Below are 21,477 nucleotides of genomic sequence, written 5' to 3'. Positions count from 1 at the left end.
CCAAGATCTAGAGGTCGTTTTTGTTAATTTCGAATTTGTTGGTTTCTTTTTTCTAGCATTATCGCAACTTTAATCATAAAATAACTAATCTCTTCTGGAAGTTCTTCTTTAATGGGCTTTAATTTATCCATGCCCACTTTTTGAATTGCTTCCACTATCTTCGTTTTATCTTCTGGCTTTAGAAATTTTGTCCAATCAATCTCTATTTCTTCTTCTCCGCAGCGTAGCAGATGGTTTTCTACCGTTTGAACATTTAATTGTCTTTCTTTTGCGATTTCCTTAATGGATAATCCGCTTTTCCATAACTCAAAAGTATGGAGATGGGAATTTTCCACCTGTTTTTTTGCTCTTTTGTCTTTTTTTGTCCTTACTTCGGAAGAATGAATATCTTCCCTGTCAGCTGAATAAGTCTCCTCTTTTTGAAACGCTAAAATATGATCAATGATTACATCTCCATATTTTTGTAACTTATGGTCTCCTATCCCTTTTATCTCTCTAAATTCTTCATGCGATGTTGGCATTAGCACTGAGATATTTCGCAATGTTTGATCGGAAAATACCACAAATGGAGGAACGTTTTCTTCCTCTGCCAATTGTTTGCGAACACCTCTCAAGTAATCAAATAATGCGTTATTTTCACTAACTTTTACTGTCTCTATTTGTTCTTTTCGGACCACCCTTATTTTTCCTAAAAGAACTTCTTTTCCTTTATTGGAAACTTTTAATATTGGCATCGTACCTGTACTTACATCTATATATTGTTCAGAAATAAGGAACTCGATAAAATCACTAATTTCTTTTGCTGATTGCTCTTTCATAAGGCCATATGTTTTAATTTGATTTAATTGAAAATCCATTAATTTTTTATTTTTTGAACCAGTTAATACTTGTGCAATCATTGTTTTTCCGAATCTTTCACCCATTCTTATCATGCACGACAATACTTTTTGGGCATCCACTGTAACATCGATTACCGTCCTTTCATCTGTACAGTTCGAACATTGGCCGCATTTCTCTGTATATTCTTCACCAAAATAATGCAAGATATATTCTTGAAGACAATCTTCTGTATGACAAAAATTTATCATGGATTGTAATTTATCGAGATCTTGCTTCTGTTTATCTGGATCGCTTATTGTCTGATCAATTAGAAAACGCTGAATCCGAATATCTTGTGCTGAATATAACAATATACACTTACTCTGTAGACCGTCACGTCCTGCCCTTCCCGCTTCTTGATAATAACCCTCCATATTTTTTGGAAGCTGATAATGAATGACATACCGAATATTACTTTTATCAATCCCCATACCAAATGCATTTGTGGCAATCATAATGGATACATCATCTTTTATAAACGCTTGCTGTTCAGCCTCTCTTTGCCCATCGTTCATACCGCCATGATATTTTGCAACTGAATAGCCTTTTTTTGCTAATCTTTCATACAGTTTTTCCACCTCTTGTCTAGTCGCTGCATAAATGATCCCAGATTCCTCTTTATTTTTCTTTAAAAAGGATTCGAGAAACTTCCCTTTATCTTGCCCTTTAATAATGGAAAAAGATAAATTATCACGAGCAAAACCTGTCTTAACTGTATTTTCCCAAGGAATATTTAATAATTGACAAATATCTTCATGAACTTTAGGTGTTGCCGTTGCTGTTAACGCAGCGACAAGTGGCCTTTCCACTAATTTATTGATGAGAAAGCCAATCTTTGCGTAGCTTGGACGAAAATCATGTCCCCATTGTGAAATACAATGAGCTTCATCTACAGCAATAAAAGATAGGGAAACTTCCTTTAATAAATCTGTAAAATAATCTGCTTCTAGTCGTTCTGGTGCAATATAAAGTAATTTATAATGACCGTTTTTTATATCATATATCCTTTCCTGCACTTCTTCATTATGTAACGTACTATTAATATAAGTCGCTGGAATGCCAACTTCTGTTAGTGCATCTACTTGATCTTTCATTAAAGAAATTAAAGGGGATATAACTATCGTCAATCCAGGGAAAATCATCGCGGGCACCTGATAACAAATAGATTTCCCCCCGCCAGTTGGCATAATTCCTGCAACATTTTCACCATTTAATAATAGGCGAATAATATCTTCTTGTCCTTTTCTAAAATGGTCATATCCAAAGTACTCTTTTAAAATACTACGTGCTTTATCCATCATTACCTAAATCTCCCCACTTTTATCCGAACATATCTTTAAAATATTGTAACATTAATTGGATGAATTTTGAATGAAGCTTTATCGCTACAAGTGCTTGTCCAAATAGAAGTGTTATAGCACTCCGACAAAAAATAATAAGCAGCTTGCTAATTCCCATATAGATGAATTAGCAAGCTATCAATTATGCTAAGCTACACCTCTCCTAACGGCATTAATCGAAAGTAGAGGATCAGCCTTTAATTTAAAATTATAGCCAAGCAGCTCCAACGATGATTAACAAAATGAACAGTACTACGATTAAAACAAAACCATTTCCGAATCCAAATCCTCCGCCAGTAGCTACTGGTGCAGCAACAGGTGCAGCATAACCGCATCCACAATTATCGTATCCAAATCCTCCGTAACCCATTTTATGAAACACTCCCTTTTTCTATCTTTATTCCTATCAGAAACCGACGTAGCAAGAACCTACAATTATTAATAAAATGAATAGCACTACTAGTAGAGCAAAACCTCCACCAAAACCAGCTGTATGGCCACCACTCATTTATTCCACCTCCCTCATACACATAAGCATCATATGAGTCTAGAGTTTGTCCTGTTTGGGCGTTTGAAGAAAAAGCTGAAAATATATTATAGTATGTAGACAGATTCCTTTCAGAAAGAAATCTGTCTTTAATAATCGTTTAAAAGAAAGGAATAAAGGCCAATGCAGCGATTAACCCTAAAGATACTCCTACAGCGGCTGCACCAAATCCCCAGCCCCAACCCCAGCCCCAGCCGGGTCTATTACCACGTCTATAACCATATCCGAATCCACCATGGCTCCGACGATTTCCACCTATTGGTCGAATATACACTTTATTAGGAGTGACTCTTTCGATGATTCCGGTATGAACCTCACCACTATGGGTTCGGATTCTTACACATCTTCCAACACCGTTTGAACACTGATTATAAAAATTCTTAGCAGACATTTATCACACCTCCAACCATTCATCCCTATTATCCTATGTACAAGTCTAAAAAAAGAATGGACAACTATCATAAAAGGAGAGCGGATATTTTGACTGATCATTTCATAAAATTAAATCTGAAAAATTTCCCTTCAATTACAATCAGCTTGAGGTGAACAGAATGAAAAATTGCATATTCCAAAATAGGAATACCCAATTTAAAGTAGCTTCTAAATGTGTAAATTTCAAAATAGTTGGGTAGGAATAAGAAAAAAGGAGATTTCATATGTTAGTTGCAGCAATGTGGGGGGCAATAGCAAGCCTTTCCTTACTCGTGGGATCTATCGCTGGTTTGTTTTTAATGATACCCAAAAGGATTATTGCTTATTTTATGGCTTTGGGTACTGGTATTTTAATAGGGGCCTCTTCTTTTGAGCTTTTAATTAAATCTGTACATAAAAGTGGAATCATTACAACAGCTATTACTTTTTTAACTGGTGCAGGTTTATTTACTTTAATTGAAATATTTCTCTATAAAAAGGGCGGATCCAATCGGAAACGATCACATAAAAATCCAGAAGGTCATTCCGGACTAGCTATTTATATTGGCACTCTGATGGACGCGATACCAGAATCAATGATTATAGGATTAAGTCTATTAATAACACAGAAGGTGGACATGCTCTTTTTGATCGCCATTTTCATCAGTAATTTTCCTGAATCCCTTTCTTCAACGGTGGGTCTAAAAAAAGACAACTATTCAAACAAGAAAATTTTATTTTTATGGAGCAGTGTCATCCTTATTTCCGCGATAAGCAGCTCAGTGGGATATTTATTTTTAGAGAACGCATCAGCAGTAATGCTTTCTGGAATTCAGTCATTTGGTGCCGGTGGATTAATTGCAATGGTTTGCTCCACTATGCTTCCCGAAGCTTTTGAGCAAGGAGGACCAACAGTTGGATTTGTTGCATGTATGGGATTAATCTTCTCTCTAAGCATGAGTCATCTAGGATAGAAACTGAAACTGTCGAAATATGATTTCGACAGTTTTCTGGTCAATAAAAAATGGCTGTTACTTTGCTAATGATTTAGGTGTAGTAACACGTAAAGAGGATTCATTCGTTTTTCTTTTTTTCTTAGGAAAAATATAGAGGTTTAATGCGCCAACAAAGAATGCTCCGCCAACGATATTACCGATTGTAACAGGTATTAAGTTATGTAAAGCATTTGCCAATGTAATTGTCTCTGGATGTGGTACGATGAGGGCAATAGAGAAAAGCGCCATATTAGCGACACTATGCTCATAACCAGAAATCATAAAGGCAAAGACAATTAATAATGTGGCAATTATTTTTCCGACATCCCCCTTCACATTCATCGGTATCCAAATAGCCAAACAAACCAACCAGTTACAAAGGATGCCTCGAACAAATAATTCAACTGTTGTAGCACTCATTTTAGAATTAGCAACATCCATAAGCCAAGTTGTTTTAGGAACTAAGCTAAATAAGCCTGAGTAATAGATTAGTAAAGCAAAAAATAACGCTCCAACCAAGTTGCCAAAATATGTACTAACCCAATTATAAATAGTATCTTTCCAACTAGTTGCTCCTGACAAAGTACTCATAGCAAATGCCATTGTGTTTCCTGTAAATAACTCCCCACCACCATACGAAATAAGGACTAGCGCCAACCCGAAAAATAAACTAGTCATCATATAGGTGGCAGGCGAATGAATATCGAAAAATGGTTGTGCTAAACGATAACACAGCATTAAAGCAAAACCAATGTAGATTCCTGCTAAAATGGCTTTTACAAAATAACGAAAGAAAGAATCGTCGATTGTTTCTTTCTTTTTCAATGCATAATTAATAGCCTTATCAACTGGATGAATTTCCATTGCAATACCTTCCTTTCTGTATAACATTATTATACAAAAGGAAAAGCGAATTACCTTGTGAAAAAATGAACAATTTTTAACAATTTGGTTTATAGGAAAAAACATCTCATTTACAAAAACAAATATATATTATGTACTATTCAAATAGAAATAAGCTTATAAACTCACTGTGTCGTAGTCGATAATTTACTATTCTGTTGAATTGCTACCGAAAACTGCGATCTTGGCTTTGTAAAGCTAATTTTTATACCAGATTTTTTCATTTTATTAACTAAATCAACTAGCTGTTTTTTAGCCATCATATACGACTCCTTTTTTCTTAATAGTTTTAGTGTACTAGAAATTTATGAAAAAATTATGAACAAATCATAAATAATTTTAGACAATCGTTTATTAGTTTAGAGACATATTAAAACACTATCATCTCTTCTTAATAAATTCTCTTTATTAGAAGAAAACCCTTTATTTTATGATATTTTTTTACCCTTTGGTTCTATTATCGTAAACATTTTTTCATTTTTCTATCGGGCATTTTTCATATTTTTGGTTTTTTAAGCATAAATGAATCCATAAATACTAGATTCTTATCTTGCTAAAGCAAATTATTTATTTTGGAATGCGGATAACTTTCATCTGAAAAATTCATCTAAAGAAAGATTTATTTAAAATAATTCGCGCTCTGATAGGAAAAATGATATAATTTTAAGGATATTGGAGTTTGGAGGATTTTTAAATGATAACAGTTACGAATGTAGGTCTTCGATACGGCGATCGCAAATTATTTGAAGATGTTAATATTAAATTTACACCAGGTAATTGCTACGGTTTAATCGGAGCAAACGGTGCAGGAAAATCTACTTTCCTAAAAATACTATCTGGTGAAATAGAAGCTCAATCAGGGAATGTTTCTTTAGGACCTGGAGAAAGACTTGCTGTTTTAAAGCAGAATCACTTTGAATATGAAGAACATGAAGTATTAAAAGTGGTAATAATGGGGCATGCAAGATTATATGAAGTAATGCAAGAGAAAGATGCGATTTACATGAAAGAAAATTTCACAGATGAAGATGGCATGAAAGCCGCAGAGCTTGAAGGAGAATTCGCCGAATTAAACGGATGGGAAGCAGAATCTGAAGCTGCGATTCTTTTAAAAGGATTAGGCATTGGTGAGGAGCTTCATTATAAGACAATGGCGGAATTAAACGGTTCCGATAAAGTGAAAGTGTTATTAGCGCAAGCACTTTTCGGTGAACCTGATGTTCTTTTACTAGATGAGCCTACTAACCATTTGGATATTAATGCAATTAAGTGGTTAGAGGAATTTTTAATTAACTTTGACAATACTGTAATTGTTGTGTCCCATGACAGACATTTCTTAAACAAGGTTTGTACACATATTGCAGACTTAGACTATAGTAGAATCCAAATTTATGTGGGTAACTATGATTTTTGGTATGAATCAAGTCAATTAGCTTCTAGAATGGCAAACGATGCAAACAAAAAGAAAGAAGAAAAAATTAAAGAACTTCAAAACTTTATTGCTCGATTTAGTGCAAATGCTTCTAAGTCGAAACAGGCTACTTCTCGAAAAAAATTACTTGATAAAATTTCGTTAGATGACATTAAACCTTCATCACGAAAATATCCATATGTTGCATTTACTCCTGAGCGTGAAATTGGTAATGACTTATTAAGAGTTGAAAACCTAACAAAAACCATTGACGGGGTTAAAGTTCTTGATAATGTAAGCTTTATTATGAATAAAGATGATAAGATTGCCCTAGTTGGTCCAAATGAAATTGCTAAGACTACTCTATTCCGTATTTTAGCGGGCGAAATGGAGCCAGATAGTGGCACTTATAAATGGGGAGTTACTACTTCTCAAAGTTATTTTCCAGCTGAAAACTCGGAGTATTTTAATAACGATGACGAAACTCTAGTAGACTGGCTTCGCCAATATTCTCCCAATGATCAAACAGAAAGCTTTTTAAGAGGATTTTTAGGCCGCATGTTATTTTCTGGAGAAGAAGTATTGAAAAAACCTAGCGTTTTATCAGGTGGAGAAAAAGTTCGTTGTATGTTATCTAAAATGATGCTGAGTGGCGCAAATGTTCTACTTCTAGATGAACCTACTAACCATTTAGATTTAGAATCCATCACAGCTTTAAATAATGGATTAATCAACTTTAAAGGTTCATTAATTTTCACTTCTCATGACCATCAGTTTGTATCAACAATTGCAAATCGCATTCTTGAGATTACCCCACAAGGACTTGTTGATAAGCAAATGAATTACGATGAATATTTAGAAGATGAAGCATTACAAAAAAATATTGCAAATATGTATAAATAAAAAAACCGGGATTCCCCGTTTTTCAGACTGTCGACAAACTCCTAATTCAGTAATTAGGAGTTTGTCTTAGTTTATTAAATATACATTTTTTAAATAAGAGTTGATTTCCGTTGCAGGGGTTCGCTTTCCGTGGGGCTCGCGCTGAGCCGCTTCGACCTAAAGGTCTACAGGATCTCAGACTGTCTTCGCAGATCCCAGCGGAGTCTCACCCCTTCCACTAAAAACCGGGATTCCCCGTTTTTTTAACGTTTAATTGCCTTTTTTCTTATCACATAGATGAAATAAATGGCGAACGGAATAAGGAAAACTATTCCTGGAAACGAAGATTTCTTCTCGTCTCTTCCTGCTTCATCCGAAATATTCTTTTTAAACGTTTCCTCTGCTGGCTCAGCATTTGCTAATTGTACCGATTGAATAATATCATCGTTCTCATTTTTAATCATTAAAACACCGGAAGAGCTAACCTCATCTTTTCCTTTTGTGCGTGGAACCGTTATGTTAACTTCATCTGAAGTTTCATAAGTTGTCCCCTTAGCAAAAAATGATTTTCCTCCTGGAACTAATTTATGCATATATTGACTAAAGCCATAATCCATTAGTTCTTCCGTATCATTATATACATCCTGCTTATATGTCCCTTTTAAAATAATAGCAATCAAACTTAGCTCCCCATTCTCAGCGGTAGTAGCCAAAGTCTGTTTTGATTCGTCTACAAAACCAGTTTTCCCGCCAGTCACTTTGTCGTATGGGCGACTACCGTTTACCATTTGATGATGGCTTACTAATGTAGTATCCCAAGACAGACCATCCCACTTTAATTCATCTGTGCCGAATATTTCTCTAAATGTTTCATTTTTCATGGCGTACTGGGTGATTAATGCTAAATCGTTTGCAGTTGTGTAATGATCTTTATCAAATAAACCATTTGGATTTTTGAAATGCGTGGAATGAACATTGACTTTTTCCTTTAAGTACTTGTTAATATTTGTCTCAAAATTACTAATAGAACCATCTAGGTATTCAGCAATAGCTATCGCTGCATCATTACCAGAGTTAATTAGCATTCCATCAAGTAAATGTCTCAGTGTTACTTGCTCGCCTTTCTCTAAATAAACTCTTGTCCCTTCCGCTGAATACGCGTTCTCACTTACTGTAACAATATCATCTAATTTTCCATGCTCAATCGCATAAATGGCAGTCGCTATTTTTGTTAAACTTGCCGGATACATTTTTTTATACCCATTCTTTTCATATAATACCGCTCCAGTATCACTATCTAATAAGAAAGCTGCCTCACTTATTAGTTCAGGTTCCTTATTATCTTTAGCATTACTTATAGCAGGAAAGCAAAATAATAATAATACGAAACAAAATACAATGGTCGTTTCCTTCATTTTCCCCCACCTATTATTTTCTATGTTTTAAATACCATGACTATTGTACCAAATAATTGAGAATAATAAAGGTCAATCGGGATTTTGTCACAAAAATGAAACGCTTCTGTATTTTTTTATCATTATTCAAGTATACTTTTATTGCTAAACATATAGATTATTCACTTGAAAAAGCCTTTAAATAGGCTGCCGCATTTTTCTTAATGTTTTTTCCAATTTCTATTATAAATAAAAAAGCTGCCAATAAAAATGGTAGAAGATAATATCCAATTCGATATAAAAATAGGACTATCAACATTTGTTCTGATTCAATCCCTAAAGATTCAATCCCCCATAAAAATACTAATTCAAAAGAACCCATCCCACCAGGTATCATACTGATTATTCCAGTACAAGCAGCAACTAAGAAAAGCAAGAAAAAATCCCCAATAGAAACTGGCAATGCTATTATTCTAGCGATAGAATATAAATATGCAAATAAAAATATCCATTCCAACAGAGAAACAATTATCAAACCAACTATCTGATTTTGGTCAAAGACAAAGTTATGCTGCTTGGCTTTCTGATAACTTACGAGGAGCACTGGAAATATTAATCCTACTATAATAATGGCTGCAAATATCCAAAAATGATCTTCCATTAAATTCAGTCTTCTACTATAAAGAATAGCAATCCAAGACAATAAGCTAATACCAGATAAATAAAATATCGTTACTACCGCAATCCCTTTAAATAGTTTTTTTCGGTCTTTTTCATATCTTTTATAAAAGAAATTTCGTAAGGCAATACCAATTAAACCACCAAAACCAATTAAATTTGAAAAAGAATTACTAATAAATGAATATTTACCTACTTCTACAATTGGAACACGCTTCTTTAAATGCCTTACAAGAAAAAAATCATAAAAAAACATGGGAAGAGTCGCCATGAATCCGCCTATTGCAATGTAAAACAAACTATGAAATGGGATAGTCTGTAAATATTCATATAATTGGTTTATATCCGCTGATACAATCATGTTTTTAATTTCTCTTAAAACGATGATAAATATAACAATCGGCAGTAGTATCTTCGCTATATTGATCAAGATTTCTTTTTTTCTGATTGACATATTTACACCTCATACATTTCGCTTATGTTAATTCTAGTATTAGAGACCTAAAATTAATCTTACCTTATATATGGAAGAAAAGAAACGGAACTTTTTTCAAAAATTTTTATGTAAATAGCTTTATTACTTTCCAATAGTATGGACAAAATGAATAGCAATATTCTATTACAAGGAAAACATCTCCACTTCCTTTCTCTTTCCTCCACGATGAATACTTACCCTATTGTATAACAGAATAGAGAAAAAATCATAAATTTATATAACAGATATAAAAGATATTTTCCAACCTTCTTCTTTTACCCTTTTAAAACCACCTCTATAAACCCTTGGTATTATTAGAGTTCACATATACGACACAGAAAATTCGCAAGATGTACACAATTATTGTGATTGTTCTCACATATTATCTGTTATAGTTAAAACAGAAAGAAAAAAGCTTTCTGTTATATATTTTATTAAATCATGAGGTGATTATAATGGAAAAAGTTGAAACAACTAATTATTGGGAAGGCTTTAAAAATGGATCTTGGCAGAAAGAAGTAAATGTTCGTGATTTCATCCTGAAAAACTTTAAACCATATTATGGAGATTCTGCTTTCTTATCAGGTCCTACATTAGAAACTACACAATTATGGGAACAAGTAATGGAATTAAGTAAACTAGAAAGAGAACGAGGCGGTGTTTATGATTTAGATACTGATATCGTATCAACCATTACCTCTCACGGCCCTGGCTATTTAGATAAAACAAAAGAAAAAATCGTCGGTGTACAAACAGATGAACCTTTCAAACGCTCTTTCCAACCTAACGGCGGTATTAGAATGGCTGTTCAAGCTTGTGAATCATACGGCTATAAAGCGGATGAAGAATTAGTGAAATTCTTTACTGAACATCGTAAAACCCATAACGCAGGAGTTTTTGATGCTTATACAGATGAAATGAGATTAGCTAGAAAAGCTGCAATCATTACAGGTCTTCCTGATGCATATGGTCGTGGAAGAATTATTGGTGACTATCGTCGCGTTGCACTTTATGGTGTCGATTTCTTAATTAATGAAAAACAAAAAGACAAAAAAGCAACAAGTTCTGTTATGACAGAAGAAACAATCCGATTAAGAGAAGAACTTTCTGAACAAATTCGTGCTCTACATGAATTAAAAGAATTAGGTGCAAGCTATGGCTTTGATTTATCACGACCAGCAGCAAATGCCCAAGAAGCATTCCAATGGGTTTATCTTGCCTACCTTGCAGCAATAAAAGAACAAAACGGTGCTGCAATGAGCTTAGGGCGTGTATCTACCTTCTTAGATATTTATGTAGAAAGAGACTTAGAAAATGGCACATTAACAGAAAAAGAAGTACAAGAAATAGTGGATCACTTTATTATGAAGTTACGCCTGGTAAAATTTGCTCGTACACCTGACTATAATGAATTATTCAGCGGCGACCCTACTTGGGTAACCGAATCAATTGGCGGTATGGCTAATGACGGTAGACCTTTAGTAACAAAGAACTCTTTCCGTTTCCTTCATACTTTAGATAACTTAGGACCTGCACCGGAGCCAAACTTAACTGTTCTATGGTCTACACAGTTACCAGACAACTTTAAAAAATTCTGTGCGCAAATGTCGATTCAAACAAGTGCAATCCAATATGAAAATGATGATATTATGAAACCTCAATGGGGCGATGATTACGGAATCGCATGTTGTGTATCAGCAATGGAAATTGGTAAACAAATGCAGTTCTTTGGAGCTCGTGCCAACCTTGCTAAATGTTTATTATATGCAATTAATGGTGGTAAAGATGAGAAATTAAAAATCCAGGTTGGACCTAAATTTGAACCAATCACTTCTGAATACCTAGACTATAAAGAGGTTACCGAAAAATTTGATAATATGATGGAATGGTTAGCTGGCCTCTATATCAACACATTAAATGTTATCCATTATATGCATGACAAATACAGCTATGAAAGAATTGAAATGGCTCTTCATGACACAGAGATTCTTCGGACAATGGCTACAGGTATTGCAGGATTAAGCGTAGTTACAGACTCATTAAGTGCCATAAAACATGGAAAAGTTAAAGTTATTAGAGACGAAAACGGTCTTGCTGTAGATTTCGAAACGGAAGGAGATTTCCCTAAATACGGTAACAACGATGATGCAGTGGATAGTATTGCAGTTGAGATAGTTGAAAGCTTTATGAAAAAACTACGTAAACATCAAACATATCGCAATTCTATGCATACTATGTCTATCTTAACCATCACTTCTAACGTTGTATATGGTAAGAAAACAGGTAATACTCCAGACGGCCGTCGTGCAGGGGAACCTTTTGCTCCAGGAGCTAACCCTATGCATGGCCGTGATACAAAAGGAACTTTAGCATCTCTATCTTCTGTTGCTAAGTTACCTTACGATTATTCATTAGATGGTATTTCGAATACCTTCTCCATTGTGCCAAAAGCTTTAGGTAAAGAAGAAGATATTCGTGCAAATAACTTAGTATCAATTTTAGATGGCTATGCAACAAAAGCTGGGCACCACTTAAATGTTAACGTATTTAATAGAGAAACATTATTAGATGCTATGGAACATCCAGAATTATACCCGCAATTAACTATTCGTGTATCTGGATATGCAGTTAACTTTATCAAATTAACTCGTGAGCAACAACAAGACGTTATTAGTCGTACTTTCCATGAATCCATGTAATTCTTAAAGACTGGGCTGAGGGATTTTCTTATTCCCTCTCCCCCTCTTCTTACAGTGCTACTACTATACTGGATTGCGGGTTTATTATAAGGAGGAAAATAATCATGAACGGCAATATACATTCAATAGAAACATTTGGAACAGTAGATGGCCCAGGCATTCGCTATGTAGTGTTTACCCAAGGCTGCTTACTTCGCTGCCAATTTTGTCATAATGCAGACACTTGGGAAATTGGTACAGGAAAGCAAATGTCTGTTATGGACATTATCAATGATTTAAAAACATACCTTCCTTTTATCGAACCATCTGGTGGTGGTATTACTGTAAGTGGCGGGGAACCTTTATTACAAATACCATTTTTAATAGAATTATTTAAAGAGTGTAAAAAACTTGGTATTCATACAACGATTGACTCTTCTGGTGGTTGTTACTCAAAAGCCCCTTCTTTCCAAGCACAATTAGATGAATTAATGCAATATACTGATTTAGTCTTGCTTGATTTAAAACATATCGACCGTAAAAAACATATTAAATTAACTGGTATGGGAAATGATCATATTTTAGATTTTGCAACCTATTTATCAAATAAGAAAATCCCTATTTGGGTAAGACATGTTTTAGTACCTACAATTAATGATACAGAAGAAGATTTAACGAGACTAAGTGATTTCATTGCAAAACTTGAAAATGTAGAAAAAATTGATATACTCCCCTATCATAAGTTAGGTGTATATAAATGGGAGACGCTCGGATTAGAATATCCTTTAAAAGACATCGAACCACCTACACAAGAATCAGTTGATTTTGCGACTGCTATTTTAAATAGAATGATGTAAAGATTTAAAAACATAGATAAGAGGCATTAATTCACAATGTGATATCAATGCCTCTTACTAGCTATTCTCCTATTTAAGCATCACGATTAGCGTATGGGGGGTATGGCGGATATGGCGGTTTTGGTGGTTTGTGTGGACAACATGACTTCTTCTTGCAGCCTACAGATAATTCAGATTCAAAGGATATAGGGATATTTAAGAGTGTAACTTCTACGTCTAAACCTAGAATTTTAATCATTTATTTCCCTCCTATAATTTTTTTCGTACAAAATATTGTTAAACAACATTTACATATTTTGTACTTACATTATAGAGTATGTTAATTATTGGTACATGTTTGTGCTGTGTCATTAATTTAAGAGAGAAAATTGCCAAGAAAAAGAGACCGACAATTAATTTATTGGTCTCTTTTTCTTTTCTACTATTCTTTCCACCATTCATCAAACATTGATGCAGGTACTTGTCTCTTATGCTCTGTCAATAAGTACCGAGCTTCAATCTTCTCTGCCACATCTTGTGTAACTTCTTTTCCTTCTAAATAATCATCTAATTGGTCATAAGTAATACCAAGTTCGGTTTCATCTGCTTGCCCTGGTTTATTATCTAATAAATCGGCAGTTGGCACTTTCAAATAAAGAGCCTCTTCTGCATTCAACTCTTTTAATAATTGTTTTCCTTGTCTTTTTGATAATCCTGTTAATGGTAGAACATCCGCACCGCCATCTCCATACTTTGTAAAGAATCCTGTAACAGCTTCGGCAGCATGATCAGTACCTATCACTAGTAAATTTTCTTGTCCGCCAATTGCATATTGTGCAATCATTCGCATTCTAGCTTTTACATTTCCCTTATGATAATCAGCTAATGGCGTGTCACTCATGTCATCATAAACAGTTTTCACGTCGTCAACAGGATTTTTAATATTAAATACATATTCCTTATCCGCTTTTATAAATTCCAATGCACGTTTTGCATCTACTTCATCTGCTTGAACTCCATATGGCAATCTTACAGCTACAAAAGTTGCATTATAGCCTTCTGCACGTAATTCTTCTACTGCTAATTGTGCCAGTCTTCCTGCTAAAGATGAATCTTGGCCACCACTAATTCCCAAAACAAATCCTTTTGCTTTCGCTTTTTTAGCGTAATCCTTTAAAAATTGAACTCTTTTTTCAATTTCTTGTTTTGGATTAATTTCAGGTTGTACATTTAAATCCTTCATAATTCTTTCTTGTAAATCTCGCATGCTATTTCCTCCTCATTTGCGATTTTGAATAGATACTTTGACCTTTTCTATATGACTCATTTTATTTTCCCAGCATAATGGGCTTAAATCTACAGGATATTCCTCAGGATTTAAGGAACGCTTATATTCATCCCAAAGTATTTCTAAGCTTTGCTCTGAGTACTTTTGAATGCTCATGATATCAGGGGTTGCATATATTAACTTACCATCCTTAAAAATATCTTGATGGATATCTACTGCAGTAAAATTAGTCACAAATTTGCTTATATACGTATGGGTTGGATGAAACATCTTTAAGCGTTCTTCGTTTTCAGGATGTTCGGATTCTAAACAAATATAATCCCCTTCTGATTTACCATTTATATCATTTATAATTCGATATACCCTTTTTAACCCAGGTGTAGTCACTTTTTCTGGATTCCCGCTAATTTTAATCGTATCTTGCATGTTGCCTTCTTCATCTTCAATAGATACAAGCTTATATACGCCCCCAAGTGCTGGCTGATCATATGCTGTAATTAATTTGGTTCCTATTCCCCAAATATCTATTTTTGCCCCTTGTGCTTTTAAGTTAATTATCGTGTATTCATCTAGATCATTACTTGCAACTATTTTTGTATCATAGAAACCTGCTTCATCTAGCATTTTTCTTGCTTCTTTTGATAAATAAGCTAAATCACCGCTATCCAAGCGAATCCCTCGGAAGTTTATGCTATCGCCTAATTCCTTTGCAACACGAATAGCATTAGGGACGCCTGATCGCAAAGTATCATATGTGTCTACCAAAAAAACGCACTCCTTATGTCTTCGCGCATATTTATGAAAAGCTATATACTCATCATGATAGGCTTGAATCATAGAATGAGCATGCGTTCCAGAAATCGGAATACCGAATAATTTACCCGCTCTGACATTTGAGGTGGAATTAAAACCACCGATAAAAGCAGCTCTTGTTCCCCATAGTGCTGCATCTAGTTCATGTGCACGTCTACTTCCAAACTCCATTACGATTCCATCACCAATAACATTTTTAATTCTGGAAGCTTTCGTTGCAATTAATGTTTGGTAATTCACAATGTTTAAGATGGCCGTTTCGACAATTTGTGCTTGCGCAAGTGGTGCTTCAATTCTCATTAATGGTTCATTTGCGAAAACCACTTCTCCTTCTGCTGCTGACCGTAGACTTCCAGTAAAATGCAGATCTTTCAAATAAGCTAGGAAGTCTTCTTTAAAGCCTTCTTGTCTTAAATACTCAATATCCCCTTCAGAAAATTGCAGATTCTCTAGATATTGAATCACTCGCTCTAAACCAGCGAAAACAGCATAGCCATTATTAAAAGGTAATTTTCTAAAATACACTTCAAAAACAGCATTCTTTTCAGCAATGCCATCCTCCCAGTAAGTTTCAGCCATATTAATTTGATATAAGTCCGTATGTAACATTAAACTGTCATCTTTAAAATTAAAACTCATTATAGTCCTCCTGCAACCCCTAAACGACTAAAGGATAGTAGCCCCTAGTACATTTTTAAAATGTTCCAATGCCCATTGATGGCCAATTTCATTAAATGAAGCAACGGCATTTTCATATATATGAATATTATAACCAAGATTATAAGCATCTACAGCAGTATGTAGCACACATATATCTGTACAAACGCCAACTAGATAAATATCTTTGATGGATCTCTCTTGCAATTTTATATGTAAATCGGTGCCTGCAAAAGCACTGTATCTAGTTTTATCCATCCAATACACATTGGTTAAATCTTTGTGATCTTCATAAGTCTTTTGAAGTGTTCCATATAAATCTCTTCCTCTTGATTCAGCAATATTATGAGGTGGAAATAGCCTTGATTCTGGATGATATGGATCATTTAATGTATGCAAATCAATTGCAAATACAGTTAAATCATCATTATCGATAAAATTCTTCGTAATTTTTACTATTTCATTCTCAATTGCAATGCCTGGTTCACCACATGGTAGATTGCCTTCTACGAAGTCAAAAGTGTAATCAATATTAATTAGAGCTTTCATTAAATCCCCCCTTAATTTTTACAGAACTTATTAAAAACATCCTATAAGAAAACACCTTGATTATATTAAAACTATCATTTATTATACCATTCATTTTATTTTTTCCTATTGTAAATACTTAATTATTCCTGATTTTATGCAAATAGTACCTCTTGAAGGGTAATATCTTTTATCATTCAGCATTAAAAAATGTCATAAAATATACTTAATATTTGTAATCTTGACCTTTATCTCTAGTTGTTAATTGCTTTTCAGCCCTAGTTTCGATATAATTTTATTTGTTCACTAATAATGAGGTGTATAAATGATTGATTTATTATTAGACTTAACGTTTTTTCCTAGTTATCAAACGGTTTACTATACATTTTTAGTAGGTCTAGTACTGAAATATTTATGGGATTGGAACATTAAGACAACGGTTCAGCAAGAATTCTTTGCAACAGATCAAAGGTTGTCATTAGATGTTTCCATTACAACGATAAATATGAATGTTCAAAAATATAATACTCCTATTTTGCACTGGATTGTTAAAAATATCCGTAAAAGAATAGAGAGTTCACATGATGATCCAGAGAAACCAATTACCTCCTTTGTTAGCTAGTATTTAATTAACAATTTGGAGGAATTACAATGAAAAAATTATCAAAAAATACATTATTAATCATGCTATTAGGTTTATCAACTATTTTACTGAGTGCTTGTTCTTCATCAGCAAGCGGAAATAATGATGGATTTTTCCATAAAATATTTGTTGAGCCTTTTACGGCAATTATTCACGGAACAGCAGATGTATTTGCTGGAAGCTACGGCCTTGCGATTATTCTGATCACTTTAGTAATTCGACTTGTCTTAATGCCTTTAATGCTGAAACAATATAAAAAACAACAATTAATGAAATCCAAAATGGATACAATTAAACCTGAAATGGAAGCAATTCAGAAAAAGATTAAGGCCACTAAAGATCAAAAAGAACAGCAAAAACTGCAAATGGAAATGATGGATCTTTACAAAAAAAATAATATTAACCCACTTAATATTGGATGTTTACCAATGCTGATTCAAATGCCGATTTTAATGGGATTCTATTATGCAATACGTGGTTCTCAAGAAATAGCTAGCCACTCCTTTTTATGGTTTAATTTAGGACAGTCAGATTTAATTCTAACCGCGTTAGCAGGTATTGTTTATTATTTACAATTTAGAGTATCGCAAAGTACCATGACACAAGAACAACAAAAGCAAATGAGTAAAATAGGATTGATTTCTCCTATTATGATTGTAATAGTGTCTTTAAATGCTCCAGCAGCTCTACCACTATATTGGACAGTCGGTGGAACTTTCCTTATCTTCCAGTCTTTAATCGGAAGAAAACTATATCCACCTCAACCTAGTAATACAAAGGTAGCTACAGACAAATAAGTAATAAAGGACAAATTTTACGTGATAAAGCATTAAGCCACGCGTGAAATTTGTCCTTTTTTTAGATAATAAATGTTTCTTTTATAAATGGAGACCAACGTTCCACCCTGCAAAACAGAATAAAATCCCCCCTAAGAATGTCCCTAATATGTATATATATAACCCCATTCTTCTCTTTTCTCGATATAATGTTACTGCCTCAACAGCAAAAGTAGAGAAGGTTGTAAATGCTCCTAAAAAGCCAATTGCTAAAATAAAATAAACACTGGCGGTCACATCCATTCCAACGATTAATCCAAGTAGAAACGACCCTCCTATATTGACAATCATGGTCGGGATTGGGATAGACGCTTCCATTATTTTTTTTAGTTCATTTATAAAAAAGTAACGAGAAATAGCGCCAATAAAACCGCCAACTCCAATCAATAAAAGATTACTAACCATTTGATTTGCTCCACTTTCTTTCTCCAATTTTCATTCCTACATACGCAAAGCTAATTCCGATAACAGCACTACCAACAACGTAACAAATAGCGAGCAGATCACTACCATCAATTAACAAATGGACTGTATCCATACTGAAAGTTGATAAGGTAGTAAAAGAACCAATCATGCCTGTTCCAATGGCTGCGGCATACTCTGATTTTAGCTTTTGTCTTTTTATAATGGCACTTGTAAACCATCCTAGCATAAAGGAACCAGCAATATTTATTCCCAATGTTTGCAAGGGAAAATCATAGACAAAAGGAATTTGTCCTACAATATACCGCAAAATGCTCCCAATCACACCGCCAATCCCAACAAATATATAGTTCATTATTATTCATTCCCTTAACAATTCAATAATATCAAATCAGAATTATAATTATAATAAAAAAAGATGTCTAATGAAAAGAATCGTTATGATCATCAAAGGATTTCTATTAATCCATTCATCCACTAAAGATCCATAACTTTTCTATCATAAAAGACATCTTATATTCTTATATTGTTTGAAAATAGTCTTTGTAAAAACCGCCAATTTTACCAGAGTTATCTACAACAAAGTAAAATTCCTCTGTCTCGTTCTTTACTTCATACTCTTTCCCTACTGTTAACACTCTATTAACAATGTATTTGTTTGCATCGGTATGTATACATTTTACTTTTTTAACAGATGGTTTCTTTTCCCAGTTTTCATGTATCATTTTATTGCTCCTTTCATTCTAGTACTATCCTAGTATAAAGGGAAACCGATACATAGTGCAATAGATTCTCGTTATGAAACTAAATTCTGTAGTTCCTTTTCCATCCACATTATCTTATTTCTTTCAAATGTAAACCATTTTCCTGTATCTACTTGTAAAAAAGTCATGTAGCATTTGCCATTAATCCAATCCAAGCGTTTGAAATCCAATGCATAATACGATGTATGATTATATTTGATGACATAAAAGTTTTTATGTTCTTGAATATACATTTTATGACCTTCTTTCTAAGATGTAGTTACTATTCTATACCACAGCTAAACTGTCCCTTAAACCCAAAAAAATATTATATTAGTGTAACATTATATTTAATTTTTGTTTCGATATGCTCTTCATCTGCCTCCTGTAATTTCCTTTTTGAGCATTTCTGGTTTATTGCAAACATAAGTAAATGCCTCCCCAGTAATTTCTTTTTGATGAACAGTAACGATCTTTCGGACATATAAATTATCAATGCCGTTTTGGTAATGGTCAGCAAATCCATCTAAAATCAACAAATCCGCAAATGGTACAGCATATAGTTCTCCATACACTTTTTATGATCAGCTAATATTAAAAATGGATAATCAATGTTTCCATCGTATAATTTTCCATGTACCCAAGCTTCTTCTGTCAGACACGGAAAATTTTCTACCATATAATGATTTATTTCTTCTTTTAGCAAAGCCTCCTAGACATGTTTCTCATCCAGAAAACTCCTTAGCTATTGGTTCGAATCAACACTTTTTGTGCGATTTCAAATACTATTCTATTATAAAAAGATACAGGGAGTTTCCGGTAGTAGAAACTCCCTGTATCTATATTTAGCAAAGTAATTAAGCTTCAAACAATAGGGACTCAGGATCTTCTAGTAGATCTTTTATTCTTGCTAGGAATGTAACTGCTTCTTTCCCATCAATGATACGGTGATCATAAGACAGAGCCAAATACATCATTGGTCGATTTTCCATTTTCTCTGCATCGATCGCTACAGGCCGCAGCTGGATTTTATGCATTCCAAGTATACCGACCTGCGGTCCATTAAGAATTGGAGTAGATAACAAGGAGCCAAAAACACCGCCGTTTGTAATAGTAAATGTCCCACCCTGTAAATCGCTTAAAGATAGTTTGTTACTTCTTGCTTTACTTGCAAAGTCTAATATTTCACTTTCTATTTCAGCGAAGTTTTTACGGTCAGCATCTCTTAAGACTGGTACCACAAGCCCTTCATCTGTTGATACAGCAATACCAATATCATAATATTTTTTTAAGACAATTTGGTCACCTTGGATTTCAGCATTTAATAATGGTGCTTTCTTTAGAGCTGCTACGACAGCTTTTGTAAAGAAAGACATAAAGCCAAGCTTCACATCATTCTCTTTTTGAAATGCATCTTTTCTACGATTTCTTAATGCCATAATATTAGTCATATCAACTTCATTAAAAGTAGTTAGCATTGCCGTATTTTGTTTAACCTCTAATAATCGATTAGCGATCGTTTGTCTTCTTCTTGTCATTCTCACTCTTTCCACTCGATTATCTGATTCTACAGCAGGTGCTTCCTTTTCTACTTTCGGCGTTTGGGCTGACTGTGGTGAAACTGATGAAGCCGCCTTTTGATCATGTGCTGCAACATCTTGGGCTCTTACTCTTCCTAATGGATCATTCGTTTGGACTGCTGTTAAATCGATTCCTCGCTCTCTTGCCAGCTTGCGAGCAGCAGGTGAAGCAATTGGATGTTGTTTATTAACTAGTTCTTCTTTTTGTTCTTTTGGCTCTTCTGCACTTGGAGTTTCTGGTTCAACCTTTTCAACTTTTTTTTCTTCTGCTGTCTGTGGTTCTTCAGCAGCTCCTTCTGCATTTACTATCGCAATTGTTTCACCAACTTGAACAGTATCTCCTTCATTTGCTTTTAATTCTTGAATGATTCCACTTTCTTCTGATATAATTTCCACATTTACTTTATCTGTTTCCAATTCAACAATATAGTCGCCCTTTTCCACATATTCCCCTGTTTTCTTTAACCATTGCGCTACAGTTCCTTCGGTGATTGATTCAGCTAATTCTGGTACCTTAATCTCTGCCATTTTAATTTT

Annotated in this window: 23 protein-coding genes; 6 read left to right on the top strand and 17 right to left on the bottom strand. The window is 34.1% G+C overall.

The annotated features are described in order from the left end of the window. Positions 1 to 23: 23 nt before the first annotated feature. The 4 genes from recQ to NX902_RS12325 form a co-directional block, all read right to left on the bottom strand. Positions 24 to 2,180 (bottom strand): DNA helicase RecQ, encoded by a 2,157-nt coding sequence (recQ, locus tag NX902_RS12340; protein ID WP_095328761.1) that lies wholly within the window; start codon positions 2,178 to 2,180, stop codon positions 24 to 26. A 247-nt stretch (positions 2,181 to 2,427) separates the two neighbouring features. Continuing rightward, positions 2,428 to 2,589 (bottom strand): YjcZ family sporulation protein, encoded by a 162-nt coding sequence (locus tag NX902_RS12335; RefSeq protein WP_095328760.1) that lies wholly within the window; start codon positions 2,587 to 2,589, stop codon positions 2,428 to 2,430. A 36-nt stretch (positions 2,590 to 2,625) separates the two neighbouring features. After that, positions 2,626 to 2,727, bottom strand: coding sequence for a YjcZ family sporulation protein (locus NX902_RS12330; protein ID WP_082138378.1), 102 nt, complete (start codon positions 2,725 to 2,727; stop codon positions 2,626 to 2,628). Between the two features lie 139 nt (positions 2,728 to 2,866). Next, positions 2,867 to 3,157, bottom strand: a complete 291-nt coding sequence (locus NX902_RS12325) for a hypothetical protein (RefSeq protein WP_095328759.1) — start codon at positions 3,155 to 3,157, stop codon at positions 2,867 to 2,869. Between the two features lie 265 nt (positions 3,158 to 3,422). On the opposite strand from NX902_RS12325, the gene NX902_RS12320 reads away from it, so the two are divergent. Then, on the top strand, positions 3,423 to 4,151 hold the full coding sequence (locus NX902_RS12320; RefSeq protein WP_123257670.1) for a ZIP family metal transporter: 729 nt from the start codon (positions 3,423 to 3,425) through the stop codon (positions 4,149 to 4,151). Positions 4,152 to 4,208: 57 nt separating this feature from the next. Here the strand turns inward: NX902_RS12320 and NX902_RS12315 are convergent, their stop codons facing one another. Continuing rightward, positions 4,209 to 5,036, bottom strand: a complete 828-nt coding sequence (locus NX902_RS12315; protein WP_095321507.1) for a formate/nitrite transporter family protein — start codon at positions 5,034 to 5,036, stop codon at positions 4,209 to 4,211. 733 nt (positions 5,037 to 5,769) lie between these two features. Here NX902_RS12315 and NX902_RS12310 point away from each other — a divergent pair. Beyond that, entirely contained in the window at positions 5,770 to 7,389 is a 1,620-nt protein-coding gene (locus tag NX902_RS12310) for an ABC-F family ATP-binding cassette domain-containing protein (protein WP_095328757.1), read from the top strand. Between the two features lie 242 nt (positions 7,390 to 7,631). Here NX902_RS12310 and NX902_RS12305 read toward each other — a convergent pair whose 3' ends face one another. Next, positions 7,632 to 8,783, bottom strand: coding sequence for a D-alanyl-D-alanine carboxypeptidase family protein (locus NX902_RS12305; protein WP_171509621.1), 1,152 nt, complete (start codon positions 8,781 to 8,783; stop codon positions 7,632 to 7,634). Positions 8,784 to 8,940: 157 nt separating this feature from the next. After that, complete coding sequence (locus NX902_RS12300) at positions 8,941 to 9,894, bottom strand: lysylphosphatidylglycerol synthase domain-containing protein (protein ID WP_095328753.1); 954 nt, start codon at positions 9,892 to 9,894, stop codon at positions 8,941 to 8,943. A gap of 476 nt (positions 9,895 to 10,370) precedes the next feature. Here NX902_RS12300 and pflB point away from each other — a divergent pair, with 476 nt between their 5' ends. Together pflB and pflA are read left to right on the top strand one after the other, a co-directional pair. Then, positions 10,371 to 12,614, top strand: a complete 2,244-nt coding sequence (gene pflB / locus NX902_RS12295) for a formate C-acetyltransferase (protein WP_123259428.1) — start codon at positions 10,371 to 10,373, stop codon at positions 12,612 to 12,614. A gap of 104 nt (positions 12,615 to 12,718) precedes the next feature. Beyond that, complete coding sequence (gene pflA / locus NX902_RS12290) at positions 12,719 to 13,450, top strand: pyruvate formate-lyase-activating protein (protein ID WP_095328751.1); 732 nt, start codon at positions 12,719 to 12,721, stop codon at positions 13,448 to 13,450. Positions 13,451 to 13,523: 73 nt separating this feature from the next. On the opposite strand, the gene NX902_RS12285 is transcribed toward pflA, so the two are convergent. The 4 genes from NX902_RS12285 to NX902_RS12270 form a co-directional block, all read right to left on the bottom strand. Then, positions 13,524 to 13,688, bottom strand: coding sequence for a hypothetical protein (locus NX902_RS12285; RefSeq protein ID WP_163186885.1), 165 nt, complete (start codon positions 13,686 to 13,688; stop codon positions 13,524 to 13,526). 183 nt (positions 13,689 to 13,871) lie between these two features. Then, positions 13,872 to 14,696: an ammonia-dependent NAD(+) synthetase gene (gene nadE, locus NX902_RS12280; protein ID WP_095328750.1), complete on the bottom strand. Its 825-nt coding sequence runs from the start codon at positions 14,694 to 14,696 to the stop codon at positions 13,872 to 13,874. A gap of 12 nt (positions 14,697 to 14,708) precedes the next feature. Then, positions 14,709 to 16,169: a nicotinate phosphoribosyltransferase gene (locus NX902_RS12275; protein ID WP_123257667.1), complete on the bottom strand. Its 1,461-nt coding sequence runs from the start codon at positions 16,167 to 16,169 to the stop codon at positions 14,709 to 14,711. A 27-nt stretch (positions 16,170 to 16,196) separates the two neighbouring features. Then, positions 16,197 to 16,736, bottom strand: coding sequence for a cysteine hydrolase family protein (locus tag NX902_RS12270; RefSeq protein WP_123257666.1), 540 nt, complete (start codon positions 16,734 to 16,736; stop codon positions 16,197 to 16,199). Positions 16,737 to 17,040: 304 nt separating this feature from the next. Here NX902_RS12270 and NX902_RS12265 point away from each other — a divergent pair, with 304 nt between their 5' ends. Both NX902_RS12265 and yidC read left to right on the top strand, forming a co-directional pair. Then, the gene (locus NX902_RS12265) at positions 17,041 to 17,337 is read left to right on the top strand and encodes a hypothetical protein (RefSeq protein WP_095328747.1); all 297 of its coding nucleotides are present in this window, start codon (positions 17,041 to 17,043) and stop codon (positions 17,335 to 17,337) included. A 29-nt stretch (positions 17,338 to 17,366) separates the two neighbouring features. After that, positions 17,367 to 18,155, top strand: coding sequence for a membrane protein insertase YidC (yidC, locus tag NX902_RS12260; RefSeq protein ID WP_095328746.1), 789 nt, complete (start codon positions 17,367 to 17,369; stop codon positions 18,153 to 18,155). A gap of 81 nt (positions 18,156 to 18,236) precedes the next feature. Here the strand turns inward: yidC and NX902_RS12255 are convergent, their stop codons facing one another. The 6 genes from NX902_RS12255 to odhB all read right to left on the bottom strand — a co-directional run bounded on the left by NX902_RS12255 (position 18,237) and on the right by odhB (position 21,468). Continuing rightward, positions 18,237 to 18,599 carry a fluoride efflux transporter FluC gene (locus NX902_RS12255; protein WP_095328745.1) on the bottom strand — a complete coding sequence of 121 codons (363 nt, stop codon included), beginning with the start codon at positions 18,597 to 18,599 and terminating at the stop codon, positions 18,237 to 18,239. Further along, positions 18,592 to 18,972 carry a fluoride efflux transporter FluC gene (locus NX902_RS12250; protein ID WP_163186887.1) on the bottom strand — a complete coding sequence of 127 codons (381 nt, stop codon included), beginning with the start codon at positions 18,970 to 18,972 and terminating at the stop codon, positions 18,592 to 18,594. The genes NX902_RS12255 and NX902_RS12250 overlap by 8 nt, the downstream gene beginning before the upstream one ends. Positions 18,973 to 19,138: 166 nt before the next feature. Then, on the bottom strand, positions 19,139 to 19,342 hold the full coding sequence (locus NX902_RS12245; protein ID WP_095328743.1) for a DUF6501 family protein: 204 nt from the start codon (positions 19,340 to 19,342) through the stop codon (positions 19,139 to 19,141). Positions 19,343 to 19,413: 71 nt separating this feature from the next. Next, positions 19,414 to 19,614, bottom strand: a complete 201-nt coding sequence (locus tag NX902_RS12240; protein WP_095328742.1) for a hypothetical protein — start codon at positions 19,612 to 19,614, stop codon at positions 19,414 to 19,416. Between the two features lie 120 nt (positions 19,615 to 19,734). Next, positions 19,735 to 19,935 (bottom strand): gamma-glutamylcyclotransferase, encoded by a 201-nt coding sequence (locus NX902_RS12235; RefSeq protein WP_123259431.1) that lies wholly within the window; start codon positions 19,933 to 19,935, stop codon positions 19,735 to 19,737. A 282-nt stretch (positions 19,936 to 20,217) separates the two neighbouring features. Beyond that, positions 20,218 to 21,468 (bottom strand): 2-oxoglutarate dehydrogenase complex dihydrolipoyllysine-residue succinyltransferase, encoded by a 1,251-nt coding sequence (odhB, locus tag NX902_RS12230; RefSeq protein ID WP_095328741.1) that lies wholly within the window; start codon positions 21,466 to 21,468, stop codon positions 20,218 to 20,220. Positions 21,469 to 21,477 lie beyond the last annotated feature (9 nt).

Source organism: Niallia sp. FSL W8-0954 (genome assembly GCF_038005605.1).
Lineage (GTDB): Bacteria > Bacillota > Bacilli > Bacillales > Cytobacillaceae > Niallia > Niallia circulans_A.
Note: the sequence above shows the minus strand (reverse complement) of the source record. Positions and strands in the feature narration are given on the sequence as shown.

Excerpts from the sequence above, each read along its gene's own strand:
- recQ (WP_095328761.1), bottom strand. The coding sequence starts at position 2,180 with ATGATGGATAAAGCACGTAGTATTTTAAAAGAGTACTTTGGATATGAC.
- NX902_RS12335 (WP_095328760.1), bottom strand. The coding sequence starts at position 2,589 with ATGGGTTACGGAGGATTTGGATACGATAATTGTGGATGCGGTTATGCT.
- NX902_RS12330 (WP_082138378.1), bottom strand. The coding sequence starts at position 2,727 with ATGAGTGGTGGCCATACAGCTGGTTTTGGTGGAGGTTTTGCTCTACTA.
- NX902_RS12325 (WP_095328759.1), bottom strand. The coding sequence starts at position 3,157 with ATGTCTGCTAAGAATTTTTATAATCAGTGTTCAAACGGTGTTGGAAGA.
- NX902_RS12320 (WP_123257670.1), top strand. The coding sequence starts at position 3,423 with ATGTTAGTTGCAGCAATGTGGGGGGCAATAGCAAGCCTTTCCTTACTC.
- NX902_RS12315 (WP_095321507.1), bottom strand. The coding sequence starts at position 5,036 with ATGGAAATTCATCCAGTTGATAAGGCTATTAATTATGCATTGAAAAAG.
- NX902_RS12310 (WP_095328757.1), top strand. The coding sequence starts at position 5,770 with ATGATAACAGTTACGAATGTAGGTCTTCGATACGGCGATCGCAAATTA.
- NX902_RS12305 (WP_171509621.1), bottom strand. The coding sequence starts at position 8,783 with ATGAAGGAAACGACCATTGTATTTTGTTTCGTATTATTATTATTTTGC.
- NX902_RS12300 (WP_095328753.1), bottom strand. The coding sequence starts at position 9,894 with ATGTCAATCAGAAAAAAAGAAATCTTGATCAATATAGCGAAGATACTA.
- pflB (WP_123259428.1), top strand. The coding sequence starts at position 10,371 with ATGGAAAAAGTTGAAACAACTAATTATTGGGAAGGCTTTAAAAATGGA.
- pflA (WP_095328751.1), top strand. The coding sequence starts at position 12,719 with ATGAACGGCAATATACATTCAATAGAAACATTTGGAACAGTAGATGGC.
- NX902_RS12285 (WP_163186885.1), bottom strand. The coding sequence starts at position 13,688 with ATGATTAAAATTCTAGGTTTAGACGTAGAAGTTACACTCTTAAATATC.
- nadE (WP_095328750.1), bottom strand. The coding sequence starts at position 14,696 with ATGCGAGATTTACAAGAAAGAATTATGAAGGATTTAAATGTACAACCT.
- NX902_RS12275 (WP_123257667.1), bottom strand. The coding sequence starts at position 16,169 with ATGAGTTTTAATTTTAAAGATGACAGTTTAATGTTACATACGGACTTA.
- NX902_RS12270 (WP_123257666.1), bottom strand. The coding sequence starts at position 16,736 with ATGAAAGCTCTAATTAATATTGATTACACTTTTGACTTCGTAGAAGGC.
- NX902_RS12265 (WP_095328747.1), top strand. The coding sequence starts at position 17,041 with ATGATTGATTTATTATTAGACTTAACGTTTTTTCCTAGTTATCAAACG.
- yidC (WP_095328746.1), top strand. The coding sequence starts at position 17,367 with ATGAAAAAATTATCAAAAAATACATTATTAATCATGCTATTAGGTTTA.
- NX902_RS12255 (WP_095328745.1), bottom strand. The coding sequence starts at position 18,599 with ATGGTTAGTAATCTTTTATTGATTGGAGTTGGCGGTTTTATTGGCGCT.
- NX902_RS12250 (WP_163186887.1), bottom strand. The coding sequence starts at position 18,972 with ATGAACTATATATTTGTTGGGATTGGCGGTGTGATTGGGAGCATTTTG.
- NX902_RS12245 (WP_095328743.1), bottom strand. The coding sequence starts at position 19,342 with ATGATACATGAAAACTGGGAAAAGAAACCATCTGTTAAAAAAGTAAAA.
- NX902_RS12240 (WP_095328742.1), bottom strand. The coding sequence starts at position 19,614 with ATGTATATTCAAGAACATAAAAACTTTTATGTCATCAAATATAATCAT.
- odhB (WP_095328741.1), bottom strand. The coding sequence starts at position 21,468 with ATGGCAGAGATTAAGGTACCAGAATTAGCTGAATCAATCACCGAAGGA.